Origin of the sequence: Paenibacillus sp. OSY-SE (assembly GCF_000283315.1) — a bacterium.
In the GTDB taxonomy this organism is placed as follows: Bacteria; Bacillota; Bacilli; order Paenibacillales; family Paenibacillaceae; genus Paenibacillus_B; species Paenibacillus_B profundus.
Genome location: NZ_ALKF01000167.1, coordinates 51,853 through 64,542, shown reverse-complemented (window position 1 = coordinate 64,542; position 12,690 = coordinate 51,853). Strand labels below are relative to the sequence as shown.

14 protein-coding genes and 1 tRNA gene are annotated in these 12,690 nt (G+C 41.6%); 10 read left to right on the top strand and 5 right to left on the bottom strand.

Going from position 1 to position 12,690, the window contains the following annotated elements:
• Positions 1-416: polymorphic toxin-type HINT domain-containing protein (locus tag A372_RS0109500; RefSeq protein WP_019420606.1), on the top strand; the 416-nt coding region annotated here is incomplete at its 5' end.
• A gap of 246 nt (positions 417-662) precedes the next feature.
• A complete protein-coding gene (locus A372_RS0109495) occupies positions 663-1,049 on the top strand; it encodes a hypothetical protein (RefSeq protein WP_019420605.1) in 387 nt (128 codons plus the stop codon).
• 539 nt (positions 1,050-1,588) lie between these two features.
• On the opposite strand, the gene A372_RS0109490 is transcribed toward A372_RS0109495, so the two are convergent.
• Positions 1,589-2,482 (bottom strand): hypothetical protein, encoded by an 894-nt coding sequence (locus tag A372_RS0109490; protein ID WP_237728508.1) that lies wholly within the window; start codon positions 2,480-2,482, stop codon positions 1,589-1,591.
• A gap of 726 nt (positions 2,483-3,208) precedes the next feature.
• On the opposite strand from A372_RS0109490, the gene A372_RS0109485 reads away from it, so the two are divergent.
• Positions 3,209-3,283 (top strand) — tRNA-Pro (locus A372_RS0109485).
• Between the two features lie 511 nt (positions 3,284-3,794).
• On the opposite strand, the gene A372_RS0109475 is transcribed toward A372_RS0109485, so the two are convergent.
• From A372_RS0109475 to A372_RS33690, 3 genes are all read right to left on the bottom strand, one after another.
• Complete coding sequence (locus A372_RS0109475) at positions 3,795-4,499, bottom strand: hypothetical protein (protein WP_019420602.1); 705 nt, start codon at positions 4,497-4,499, stop codon at positions 3,795-3,797.
• Positions 4,500-4,863: 364 nt separating this feature from the next.
• Positions 4,864-5,004 (bottom strand): aspartyl-phosphate phosphatase Spo0E family protein, encoded by a 141-nt coding sequence (locus A372_RS38525; protein WP_272943465.1) that lies wholly within the window; start codon positions 5,002-5,004, stop codon positions 4,864-4,866.
• Positions 5,005-5,368: 364 nt separating this feature from the next.
• The gene (locus A372_RS33690; protein ID WP_019420601.1) at positions 5,369-6,679 is read right to left on the bottom strand and encodes a helix-turn-helix domain-containing protein; all 1,311 of its coding nucleotides are present in this window, start codon (positions 6,677-6,679) and stop codon (positions 5,369-5,371) included.
• A gap of 303 nt (positions 6,680-6,982) precedes the next feature.
• On the opposite strand from A372_RS33690, the gene A372_RS0109460 reads away from it, so the two are divergent.
• The 3 genes from A372_RS0109460 (at position 6,983) to A372_RS0109450 (ending at position 9,747) form a co-directional block, all read left to right on the top strand.
• Complete coding sequence (locus A372_RS0109460) at positions 6,983-7,969, top strand: polysaccharide biosynthesis protein (protein WP_019420599.1); 987 nt, start codon at positions 6,983-6,985, stop codon at positions 7,967-7,969.
• Complete coding sequence (locus A372_RS0109455; RefSeq protein ID WP_019420598.1) at positions 7,966-9,054, top strand: undecaprenyldiphospho-muramoylpentapeptide beta-N-acetylglucosaminyltransferase; 1,089 nt, start codon at positions 7,966-7,968, stop codon at positions 9,052-9,054. Before A372_RS0109460 ends, A372_RS0109455 begins: the two co-directional genes overlap by 4 nt.
• A gap of 117 nt (positions 9,055-9,171) precedes the next feature.
• Positions 9,172-9,747 carry a GNAT family N-acetyltransferase gene (locus A372_RS0109450; protein WP_019420597.1) on the top strand — a complete coding sequence of 192 codons (576 nt, stop codon included), beginning with the start codon at positions 9,172-9,174 and terminating at the stop codon, positions 9,745-9,747.
• 352 nt (positions 9,748-10,099) lie between these two features.
• On the opposite strand, the gene A372_RS0109445 is transcribed toward A372_RS0109450, so the two are convergent.
• Positions 10,100-10,333 carry a DUF3951 domain-containing protein gene (locus A372_RS0109445; RefSeq protein ID WP_019420596.1) on the bottom strand — a complete coding sequence of 78 codons (234 nt, stop codon included), beginning with the start codon at positions 10,331-10,333 and terminating at the stop codon, positions 10,100-10,102.
• Between the two features lie 101 nt (positions 10,334-10,434).
• Between A372_RS0109445 and A372_RS0109440 the strand changes: the two genes are divergently transcribed.
• From A372_RS0109440 to A372_RS0109425, 4 genes are all read left to right on the top strand, one after another.
• Complete coding sequence (locus A372_RS0109440) at positions 10,435-10,917, top strand: 8-oxo-dGTP diphosphatase (protein WP_019420595.1); 483 nt, start codon at positions 10,435-10,437, stop codon at positions 10,915-10,917.
• 23 nt (positions 10,918-10,940) lie between these two features.
• The gene (locus tag A372_RS0109435) at positions 10,941-11,441 is read left to right on the top strand and encodes a hypothetical protein (protein ID WP_019420594.1); all 501 of its coding nucleotides are present in this window, start codon (positions 10,941-10,943) and stop codon (positions 11,439-11,441) included.
• Positions 11,442-11,573: 132 nt separating this feature from the next.
• The gene (locus A372_RS0109430; protein WP_019420593.1) at positions 11,574-12,092 is read left to right on the top strand and encodes a hypothetical protein; all 519 of its coding nucleotides are present in this window, start codon (positions 11,574-11,576) and stop codon (positions 12,090-12,092) included.
• A 296-nt stretch (positions 12,093-12,388) separates the two neighbouring features.
• A complete protein-coding gene (locus A372_RS0109425) occupies positions 12,389-12,574 on the top strand; it encodes a hypothetical protein (protein ID WP_019420592.1) in 186 nt (61 codons plus the stop codon).
• The last annotated feature ends 116 nt before the right edge of the window (positions 12,575-12,690 follow it).

The window sequence follows — 12,690 nt, the reverse complement described above, 5'->3', positions numbered from 1 at the left end:
AAATCGAGGTAGGGGATAAGGTACTAGCCAAAAATGATGAAACAGGCGAGATGGCTTACAAGGAAGTTGAATGGCTCTTCCAACGTGAAGTCAATGAGACGTATAATATTACTGTTGGTGACGAAGTCATCACGACAACGGATGAGCATCCGTTCTGGATTGTCGGTGAAGGTTGGGTGGAAGCCAAGAACCTCAAGACGGGCGATGTTCTGACAACTTCGGATGGCAAGGAAATAGCCATTGAGAAGATTGAAGTTAAGAAGGAACACAAGACCGTTTATAACTTTAAGGTGAAGGATTTCCATACGTACTTTGTTTCTAACCTTGGTATCTGGACGCACAATAAATGTTTTGAGGTAAAATCTCTAATAAAAAATAATGATAGGTTGGTAAAGGAAGTGACGCACTTTCAATGAATAAAATTTTACAAGAAAGAGTAGATACTGTTATGTTATTCAGCAGTTTATTGAAAGTGGAGGTAGAGTAGGCAAAGGCCAGAAACACTTGTTTGGCTCTGTATACGAACTGAGGTCTGGGGATGCTAGAGTTTATTATCGTATGAATGATGGAGTTGTGGAAATATTGTCTAAATCAGGAAAAGGAAATCGACAAGATGTAATCAATGTATTGAAGAAACACTATGACTAAAGAGGTGTATGTTTTTGAAATACGAAATTATTAATATTGTATATCCCACTTGTATAGACAATATTAAAGACATTACTGATGATAATTTAGATGTTGATGTATATTTAAATGACGGTCATCGATACTCAATTGTTGTTACTACCCCAAAAAATTATCTTACACAAATGGATAATAATGAACTTTGCTTTATTGAAGCAGGCCCACCTGATATAATAGTGGAGCGCATTACGGACGAGAATATAAGACAAGCTACAGAATCTTTCTTACCGCATAATGCTTACTGGCTGAAGCTTTATTCCCTTGCAGGTAACGATTCAGGTGTCTTTGATATTAACAAGATGGATGAAATGATAGAACAACAAAAGAAACAGAGGGAAGAAATTTTCGGAGAAGATTATTAACTAAGACATTGATTTCAACTATTAACAGATACGTACTCGACCACATGCGAGTGTAAAAACTCCATGTGGTTTTCCTTTTGTGGTGGGGCTTTACCCCCACCCAGTGTCGATTAAACCCAATTAAAACATTTCACTCATGTAATACCGCTACAAGAATTTTTCCATTTCTTTTGTACGCAGATAAATGCTTTAGATATACAACCTAAATAACGCTAAAGCGATACATTGAACAGGTCGCTTATGGTCAGATACCACCATGATTGACCTGTTTTTTTGTTATCTTTGTTATCTTACGTTTTTTCAAAACTATCGCAACTGTAAAATAGCCAAGATCGATAGGTACGGTGAGAAGGGGATGAATCGCAACTTTCAAGATGGATAGTACGACAACTATGGTCAGAGAGATCAATCGCAAGGCGGTTATGAAAGGGAAATGGATTGATGGTATGTGCACATGCGTGAAGTGTAATAAGAGGGTATATGATGCGTATAACAGCTGAGCCCCGGAATCCGGGGCTCTTTCTGGTGATGCTTCGTTTTTATTTAATGGCATCTTTTATTTGATTTTTTAACCGTTTTATTTCCTCAATGTCGCCGCGGTCCTGTAAATCTGCTGCATAAGCAGTTAAGAGCATTTGTAAATCAGCACAAGCTGGACTTAGTTGAATTTGTTCACCTTGATTTAAAGCGGACTGGTCTATTTCATTTCTCAATTCTGTCGTGCCTTCTTTAAATCCCCGTGCAAATTCGCCCCAAGTTGCAAGGTCTAATGATTTTTTATGTTTATCATACTCGTTGTTAATATCATTGTAATATGCACTTATTTGTTCTTTGAAGCTTTTAATTAATGCACTATGATCAATTTTCTCAGCGCCTTCAATTTCAATAGATTTTGAATACTTAACCACTTTTCCGAAATCATCATCTTTAACCAAATCGCCTTTTAAATTTTCTGAGCTCGCCCCAATAATTTTTTGAACATCCTCAGATTGTACAGAAGCAATTGGCATTGTTACATCTACATTATAAGAGCCTGATTCCAACGCCTCGCCTTTATTGGAAAATTGCTCTGTTTTGAAACTGCTGTTGTGTACTGTAGTATTTGCCTGAGCACGAAAATCACTATCGTTTGAAAGTGAGACTAAGAGTTCTGTTCCGTCGGGTAGATTTGTAGTTCCTTCAATTCCTACCTTGCCTGATTCGACGATCTCCTTCAGATCCATTGTAACTAGTATTTCATTATTTTTTTCTTCCTTCTTTTCTTCTTTCTTGTCGTCGTCCACTGGCGCAACGGCCGGGGGTTCTTTCGATACCTTTGGCTTCTCTCCATCATCCAACGCCGCACCGATCGCAGCAAGAATAAAGAAGGCAGCAATCACTATAAACCACCAACGTTTATATACAGGTTTTTTAGGTTTATCGACACCCATCATTATACCTCCCAAAGATTGTTATCTGGGCGTATTGTACCATTTTAAAGGTGTGAAAACTATGGAATTAATGGTAATTAGTAAAGCCCCGGATTGCTCCGAGGCTCTGCTACTTATTTTTTATACTTAGCTTTCCAATGCCGATTTCCATGAGTGGTCACCACGTTTCCCTCAGTCAGCTGCGCAACTTATATTCCTTCAAAAATTTCATGCTGCTATGGGAGTTTGACGCTACAGAAGGAGGCATCTGTTCGCGTTCTTTTCTTGGCATATCTTCTTTATCTGTCGAAGCGAATAAGATATTTGTTCCAAGTAATCTAGCACCATAGCCAATGCGAAAAACAGTACTCCTGCAATAGCGCCTCCAATCCACACTATGCTTCCTAATCCCTACAATGGGATAGATGTTTTAGAGCTTTAGATTATTCCGAAGCATTTGAGCTAAGAATTCATTCCCGTCCCCCGGGGGACCAATTGAGGGCGGATTCCATGTAGTTGTATAGAATTAAGGGAATCAGAGGGAAAGGAAAAAAGAAAAAAGCCTTGATTTACAAGGGTTTGGAGAATGTAGGGGGGAGGTGGGAAAGCATGTTTTAATTTGAGATGTATTGAAATTTCGGCAGCGTGCGCCATACAAATGGCGTTAGGCTTGTTGATTGTAATATGGGATGTATTGAAATAAGTTTCGAATAACTCGCCGGGCTTACTGACCGTGAGGACGGAGCATTTACAGATGTGGAGAAGTTGAGAGTTCTCGTTTCCCTTGGAAGGAAGAGACCGCAGGTTCAAATCCTGCCATCTGTAGAATGCCTTTTTCCGTCCAAAACACCTCAAAACACCCCTGAAATAGCCTCTAAAATAGCGCAAAATGGCCTGGTACGACTTTGGTGTATATGTATATATCTAAAACTACTGATTTTGACTAACTTTTATGTCTGTTTGTCTGTTGAACACTTATAGTGGTTACATAACAAAAAAGTCTTGATATAAAAGCTTTGAATGCAACCACTATTTATCCATCGTACAGGTGCCTCTGATTATGATATTTAGTTGAACGAGAGTGGCTTTGTATCTCGATTCACCAATGACCGTTAATTAGTATTTTTACGGAGTCAACGAATCTGTAGCGAGCATATACGTAATTACATTGTAAGCGGTATATACTATTACAAAACCAACTACAATTCCAATTATCAGTTTTCGCTTAGATGTGCTTTTATTATTTTTGTTCTGTTCTTTCATAACTACACCTCCTTTAACAACATATTAAATAACGGGCGACTTTATGAATCACCCGTTATTTCTGAGAAATGTGTTAGAAGGTCATATATTTAGTCAGTTCTTTCTCTGTCACTTTACCGATACCTTCAATGATAATGTAAAAAGACATGGTACCGACGATGTTCGCATATCCACCTGTTTTCTCTGTGTTCACATGTACAGATGACCTTTCCTTGCTGTGTCCCCAGCTAGTTCCGGGGTGAAACCCGAAATAAGCACTATCTGTTCTAGGTGTGCCAACAATTTTGTCAGTTTTGTTGTTGACTTCACATATGACATACGCCTTCATCCATGTAACTCCGGTGTCGTTCCATGTCTTCTCATGTGTAACTGTGCGAGTTTCGTAGTCAGCGAGCGCTTTCACAGAGCTTGACTGATGTTCGACAGCGTTTTGTGTCGAAGAAGTCAAATCATTATAATAATTCAATAATGCCGCATATTCGTCAACAGAGTTTACTTTAACATATCCGTTTGCACTGGATGCATTACGTAATCCTTGCGTTCCCTGTGCAGGATTTGCTGTTGAGAAACCATTAGCTTGAGCTACCTCTTCATAGGAATTAAACTTTCCTGCATACTTTGAGAAGTACTCGTTAGGAACAATGTCATGCACTGATAACGATTGTGCAGCAGTTACAGCCTTTGCAGGAGTTGCCTCTGCTGATACGGATAATGAAAATACATTAAACACCATAGCACAAGCAAGTACAATTTTCAAAGTGCCTTTTTTCGATTTCATTGAACAAAACTCCTCTCGTATTTTCTGAAACTATTTCCTTAATCTACCAACTTTTTTTGATTTTGCTTTAACACATATTCTAAAATATTCAAGTAATTTGAAGCTTGTTCCACAAAAAACTGCCTTTCACTTTTTCTTTTATTAGATCTCCTCCTTAAAATTAAGTAAAGAGAACTCTTCAAAATTAAAAGTGAGGACATTGCATCACAGCTTTTATGGAGGAATAACTAATATGTAGTGATACATTATAAATTTCTTTGATGAAATGAAGAGAACTTTTTCTAGTAATATAATAACATATATGGTGAAATATAGCAAGATCAGGGATCGATTATAAATTTCTACTTTATTTCTTGAAAATTATCTATTTGAACTTTCCCTCACTCCTTCTCTGAAACTCAAAAAGATAAATGTCTAGCTCTTGGCTCAATCTCACAACATCTTCGTCTGTAAAGCTCTTTTTTTCATTTGCTGTTTTTATTAATTGCAGCCGGATACTTTCGATTCTTTCAATTAAATAATCATGTTTTACATAGCAAAAATAAAATGGTTCTATTGTTGGAACACCCTTTCATATTTTATGACAGCTTAAATGGCGGATACCCACTCATCCATAAACTGTATCTTGTTTCTATTATAGAACGGGTTGGGCTAAAATCTTTTTTATGGATTTTTATGTAACACCCAAAGTAAATTACATACAAAAAGACGCCTTTCGGCGTCTGTGTTAGTTTAATCTTTAGACTTAAGTGCCTAGTATCCAAGGGCTGTCTCCCATAAACATCACGGTTATATCTCCACCAGATAAACTGATCGAGAGCATTATAGCAAACATAAGAATCGGTAACTTTGAAGCAAATCTTTTCATGTTACAACCAATCCTCTCTGTTAAATTGTTTTTGACTCACTGATTTTATTAAAAAATCAAGCTTGTTTAGTGTATCCTTACTTGCTATTGTGCCTTTAGCAATTGCCTGAGTGATATTTCCAAGGCAATTAAATGATTTATCATATTGACCAATACGTGCATGCTCTAAAACGCTCTTCATGTAAAAATCAAAGGACTTTTCCACATTTTCGTGTTGCAATAAGTCACCCGTGAGCTTGTAAAAGCGAGCTAAAACTGATCGTTTGAAGGGTGTTGTCCGTTTGTCTTGCAGGGATTTCACCATTTGTTTTTCATAATCAAGCAGCATTTTAGCTGAATGAAAATCACTTTTTTTAACATGCAAGTCAAGTAATTCAGTAACTGCAAAAATAACATTATATTCAGAGGCATCCTTTAAATAAGAATTCAACTGAGAAATAGCATTATCTAAGCTCCCAGTTTTACCTTTTATACAAGCCGACATAAATTTCACATTATCAGCTACATATGAAAAGTGGTACTTACTGTACTCATCAAGGTACGATTGACTTGCCTCGTAATCACCTGTGTAATAAGAAGAATTACATAAGTTGATATAGGCATTGGCGCTATATTCACCATTTTCTGTAGTGTCGCTTTCAATTACATATTTCATGTATGAAACAGAGTCATCAAAATTCATCAAACTGTAAGCGTGAATTCCTAAAGAATAATAAAATGTTGTTCGTTGTCTGTTACCGAGAAAATTTACATAGTCAAAAACGTTTTTTCCTAGTTGATATGTTTCATTTAATTTACTGAAATCATTTCGTTCAATCATGTATTTCTGGTATGAGCTTTTCGCAATGTAAGGCATAATTCCATGATTGCGTGAGTAATCAATGATGAGGTTAAACAAAGATAATTGAATGGAGGTATCCTCTACGGAGTCTGTCGTTTGGTACAATTTCTCTACCAAGTCCAAGCTGTCTTCATTCGATGATTCGAGAAACTTGGCGGCTATCTTGGTTATTAAAGATGGATGATCGGATGATTGAAGTGCGTTCTGTAAAATAGAGTGAATTACTTCTGATTTATGTCCTATCTGGATGTACTGTTCTACGATGTCATTACGGGGGATATTTAAGGCAGCAGCAATGGATAATATCATTTGAAAATCGGGGCGTTTAACCTCACCATTTTCAATCCGAGACAGGCTACCCTTATCAATGCCCACCAGTTCCTGTAATTTGTTTAAACTGATGTCTTTTTTTTGGCGGTAATACTGTATTAGCTCCCCCAAGCTTTTAGGCTTCGCAGCAACGGTACTCACAACTTCACCTTCCTTTGTGATGCAAGTAATTGACCACCTATAATTTACCATGGATTTTACGAAAGGTAAACAATTCCTAACGAATTAACCATTTTGTTCAAATATTCAGTAAAATAAGCAATGTTGTCAATTGAGTGCTCTCTGCGTGGATTCCGAGGGAGTAGTACTTCGTCTTATCAGTTATCCTCTTTGTCATATTGGCGTAACATAGCCAATCTATGATGGCTTTGTAAGCAGCACCCATGTACAAAGCGCATGCTTTCGAAGCGAGCTTTGCTTCGCTAAGCATTTAGGAGGAACATCATGATGAACAAAACCATTTTAATAACCGGAGGCACGGGCTCTTGGGGAAGAGAGCTGATTAGTCAACTGTTGGCTTATCATCATCCGCAAGAAATTCGCGTCTTTTCGCGCAATGAAGCGTTGCAAGTGGCAATGAAGCAGCAGTTCAATGACCCAAGATTGAACTTCATCATTGGAGATATCCGTGACAAGCAGGAAATCATCCAAGCTTGCCAAGGAGTTGATGTGCTCTATCATCTTGCCGCGTTGAAGCATGTGCCTATCTGTGAGAATCAGCCGGACATCGCCTTGAAGACGAATGTAATCGGAACACAGCATGTCATTGAGGCAGCCATAGAGCACCGTGTCCAAAAGGTAATTTACGTGTCGACCGATAAAGCTTCCAATCCATCGAGTACATACGGGATTACGAAGGCTATTGGTGAAAAATTGATCATTCATGCAAATGCAAAAGATACGCATACCCGGTTTGTCTGTGTGAGGTGCGGTAATGTTCTGGGATCCACCGGCAGCGTCATCCCGATCTTCAAGCATCAAATTCAGCATCAGCTGGAGGTTGGAGTGACAGACATGCGGATGACGCGGTTTTTCCTGACGCTGGAAGATGCCGTTCGCATGCTGATCGTTGCAACAGAGAAGAGCAGAGGCGGCGAAACCTTCGTCATGAATATGCCGTCCTGCAAAATTGTAGATATCGCGCAAGTCATGATTGAACAATTCGGGACGGGAGACGTGCCAATCAAACAATTGGGTATGCGCCCCGGCGAAAGGCTCAATGAAACGTTAATTTCAGAAGTTGAAAGCGGCAGGTCCATCCATTTCGATGATCAATACTTTGTTATTTTGCCTGCCTTTCCTATCGAAGGACTTCAGGAGCATTATGCTAACTGCCCTCCGGTTTATTTTCAAAGCTATCATTCTGAAAGCTCGCTCATGACAAAAGATGAAGTCAGAAGGATGCTAAAAACGGGCGGTTTCTTGGCATGAATAAAAGAATTATATTTACGGGCGGCGGCTCTGCCGGACATGTTGCGGCGAACCTTGTGCTCATTCCCAGATGTATACGGGGGGGATGGGAGATTCATTATATCGGTTCGGAACACGGAATTGAAAGACAGCTTGTGGCTGAATTCGAACAAGTTCATTATCATGCCATCTCAACGGGGAAGCTGAGAAGATATTTCGCTTGGGCTAATGTCACTGACGTGTTTAAGATCATTAGAGGCGTGTTTCAAGCTAGCGTTTTGCTGAAAAAGCTGATGCCCGATCTTGTTTTTTCACAGGGCGGTTTTGTGGCGGTTCCGGTAATACTTGGGGCAAAAATGAACAAGGTTGCTGCGATCATTCATGAATCGGATGTTCATCCCGGGCTTGCCAACAAAATTTCACTGCCGTTTGCCGCAACCATGTGCACTACCTTTCCGGAAACGCGTAACTATGTTCGTTCGGGCAACACGATACATGTCGGAGCCATCGTAAAGGAGGCGCTGAAGACGGGCAAGCGTGAGCGCGGGCTCGCTTCCTGTCATTTCGGTGACAATCAGCCTGTGCTGCTCATTATGGGAGGGAGTCAGGGAGCGCAGCGGATTAATAACCTAGTTAGGAGCGTGCTGAGGGAATTATTGGCGCACTTTCAAGTGATTCATATTTGCGGCAGAGGAAAAACGGATGCATCCATCGTAGATAAAGGTTATAAACAATTTGAATATGTGAGCGATGGCTTGCCTGATTTATTGGCAGCGGCCGATGTAGTCGTGTCGCGCGCAGGCTCGAATTCCATCCATGAATTGCTTGTGCTGCATAAGCCGATGCTGCTTATTCCACACGCAAGCGGCGGTGCCCAGACAGGCCAGATTCTGAATGCCGAGAACTTTCAACAGGCCGGGTACGCCAAAATGTTGCTTGAAGCGCATCTGACAGGCGGAAATTTTATGGAGAGCCTATTCGATGTCTACCAACATCGTGAAGCCTATATAAGGCAGATGAAATCAAGGGATGCCGAAGAGAATTCAGCCGTGGATACGATTATGGCGCTAATCAGAAAAACGGCAGAAAAGAACAACCCGTCATGAGGCATAATATTGAAAAGTGGTTGTTGGTTGCTTTTTTCGCTATAGTGATTATACTCTTCTTTTATGGGAAAACACGGCAGTGAACATCCAATTCTTATTTACAAAAGGAGCCGATCGATGATGCAATTGCTTCAATTTGCCCAAGAAGATTGTCCCTTGCATCTTAAAGAGCAGATTATATGGCTAATGCGGCAGCAGTGGCCTCAAGCATTCGAAGGCAAGGGGAAGAATATAGACTGGCCAGAGAATCCGGCAACTCATCCAACATCTTTCGTATTGGTTGAGAGCGATATCGTAATTAGCCATGTTGCCGTTCCAGGCAAAAATATTACACATGGAGGACTCACGTATAAAGCGTTTGGGCTGAGCGAGGTCATGACCAATCCTCCTTACCGCCATCAAGGATTCGGTGTGAAGCTTGTAAAAGAAGCAGCTTCGTATATCGAAAAAAATGAACCGGATATCGGCATATTTACTTGTGAACCTTCTTTAGTTAACTTTTATACGCAAGGCGGATGGGAATATCAAAAAAACGTATGCCTTGTTGGCGGCACACGCAGCAAGCCTTTCCGCAGCGATTCTTTAGGGTTGTCTACCATGATGCGTTTTTTCTCGGATAAAGCGCAAAATAATCGTAGTGCTTTTGAGGAAACAGACGTTTATCTGGAGCTAGGTGAAGGGATGCTATGGTAGGTGGTGCCGGTGCAAGCCTCTCTGTGCAAGGTTTCTTGCGCAGGGAGGCTTTGTTGCGTAGGGGGATGTGCCGTTAGATTCAAATAGAGGAGAGAGAATGTTTTCTAAAAATGGTTGCGGACTTTTAAGTGCCTGTAAAATGTCCCGCGTGCGGGTATCGCCTTAAGGGCAAAGAAGCGGAGTGCCCTGACTGTGGCTTGGCGTTGCAATGAATGACGGGATGAATAGTGTATGAATAATAGAGGGATAAACGTTCTTGTCACATTGTGGCATATAATGCTACAATCAATAAATTGAATTACTAGTGTTTGTGGAAAATGAGAAGGGCTCAGTTGAGCCCGACTTCTATAAATTATGACTTTTTCTTGCTCTTATTTTTATCCTTGTCATCGCCCTGATCGTCTTCTTCTTCCTTGTCTTCCTTCTCTTCGTGGAATTCGACGGCGGAATGTCCAGTGATGTAGTCGAACGGCGTGTAGTTGCTGTCTGGAAGGCCTTTTCCGGCAATGATCTTAGAAGAGATGATGCCCAGGAGCACCAATATAGGGATAATCAAGGAGAATATCATTATCGCACCGACGTCCATCCGGGTACATCCTTTCCTCTTTGTTTGTAGCTAGTACGAACTGGACTTTTAAAGGTTTCAAAAATGAGTGGCGATTACATAGTAAAAATGGTGAATGACAGATGACGCAGCAGGATGTGAAATATGGCATGTACACGATGTGCCTGGTGCAAGACGGCGATCGTGTGCTGTTGATCAATCGCCCCAATGAACGCGGTTTTCCCGGTTATTTGGGACCTGGCGGGAAGGTGGATTTCCCGGAAAGCTTATCGGAAGGCGTTATTCGAGAAGTGTATGAAGAGACGGGGCTTCGCGTTAAGAACCTGATTTATAAAGGGCTGGACGAATATGTAGTCCCGCAAAAAAACTATCGGTACATGGTGTTCAACTATGTAGCAGATTCGTACGAGGGAGAACTGCTGGCCAATCCGCCGGAGGGCGAATTGCTCTGGGTGTCCATCGATGAAGCGATGGAGCTGCCGATGCAGCCTTGGTTCAGGAGACGGTTTCCCTTGTTCTTCGAACCAGGCACGTTTGAAATTTCGGTTGTGTGGGATGAGGATGCTAATGAGCCGATAGAGGAGAGCATTAAGTTACTAAAGTAGATAAACTGTCAGGAGACGCCTCTATGCATGTTGTATTGTTCATTATTTCGATGCTATTCCTGAGTCTGCTTGTTTCGGATCCTAATCCGGAGCACGCAACCCTCCCGGCGGCTATTTCGATCGTTACAATCGTATTTTCTCTCTTGTTTTGGCGAGATCATCGCTTGAATGACGAATTCTCCGACTGGATTGTCGAGAATCGGGAACGGTTGAAGCAAGACGGATTGATGTTCAACGGTATTCTTATCGATGCCCAGACTGAATTTATTCAGTACGAAGTATGCATTTCGGTCGCGTATATCAGTTACCGGGGCAAGACCGCTTATTATGTGAACGGGCATCATTTCACAGCGGTGTATTCGTTGTTTTTTTCTATGTACTGCTTGGTATTTGGCTGGTGGGCCTTGCCGAAGGGACCCCTGAATACGATAAAGGCGGTCATACATAATATACGGGTTCAGCCTCGGAAGCTTAATTCCGTGGTGAATGAGATTATCGTAAATCGTATGAAACCAAGTGCATGAAAGGATTCGAGAAACCAATGATGAAACGAAACTATTCGCGCCAGACAGGAACCAATGCAGGATAAGACGTGCAACAGTCGGGCGATAGAGCGTGACTGCTTGGTTTTTGCGGCATAAACAGGTGATGGACAGATGCACAAATTATTGCTTTTCATATGTTTCCTCTTCCTGCTTGGATTAGGCAACAGCATATATCGGCAAGATATGAGCAATGCGATATTCCAGATCGTCATCGCATGTATACTATTTCTATTATATGTAGTCTTTCGCCGAAATGCCCGGAAAAAGGCTGATTTTGAAGGTTGGCTCCTGACTAATCGGGAACAATTCATGATGTCCTCCGAGCTCATTTATGATGGCATTCGGCTGGATAAGGATTCGGAACTCGTCCAGTATGAAGTTTGTTTTTCGTTCGGTCTTATTAGCTTGCGGAGCAAAACCCGCCATTACATCAAGGGCTACCACTATACGCCGCTCTTGAATTTGATGTTTACGGCGTACACGTTCCTCTTCGGCTGGTGGGCCTTGCCATTTGGCCCTATTTATACGTTGCGCTCCATTGGATATAATCTATTTTCCAAGCCGAAGCTGCTGCACACGGTGGTGGGGGAACTGGCTGTGGCGCAAGCGGCGGAATCAAAGGATACATAGGTTGCAACACAGAAGCGAGCCGGGACTAGGCTCGTTTTTTGTTTGCGCTCAGGCGGGAATGGCAGCAGCCCCCCCTCCCTTGGAAACGGCAATATGGTGCAGGCCTCAGTAGAAGAGTCCTTAGTTCCATTCACCCTTACGGTCAGGAACGATTACGATGAGGTAAGGCGCATGCCGTTTTGTATAGATGCCATAGCGTATCTAAGCGGTCGATCTCCTGATGGAAGTTAACAAAGCCATCTTTCGGGAGGGCATCGTCTGACAGAAGGGGAGAATGAAGCAAAGAGGCGGTTGAAGTGGATCCAATACGCGGTTACTCATTTTCGAAAGGCTTCGGGCTTCGAGAAGCCGCGCTTCGATTGATCGAGGTTAACGCCACGTTCGAGCAGGGGATTGAGGACTATTTCCCATACTCTCATCTTGATAAACAACGCATGCTGCAAGAGTTAGACAACGCTTTCTTGATACGCAATACGACATAATTGGTTCAATCCCCTTAGGTCCCACCATCCAGGTTGCCGTTTGGCAGCTAATAAAGTAGGCGAGAATCCGTTTCAACCCTGGTCTTATGCTCATACTCTAAATGGAATAGGGAGGG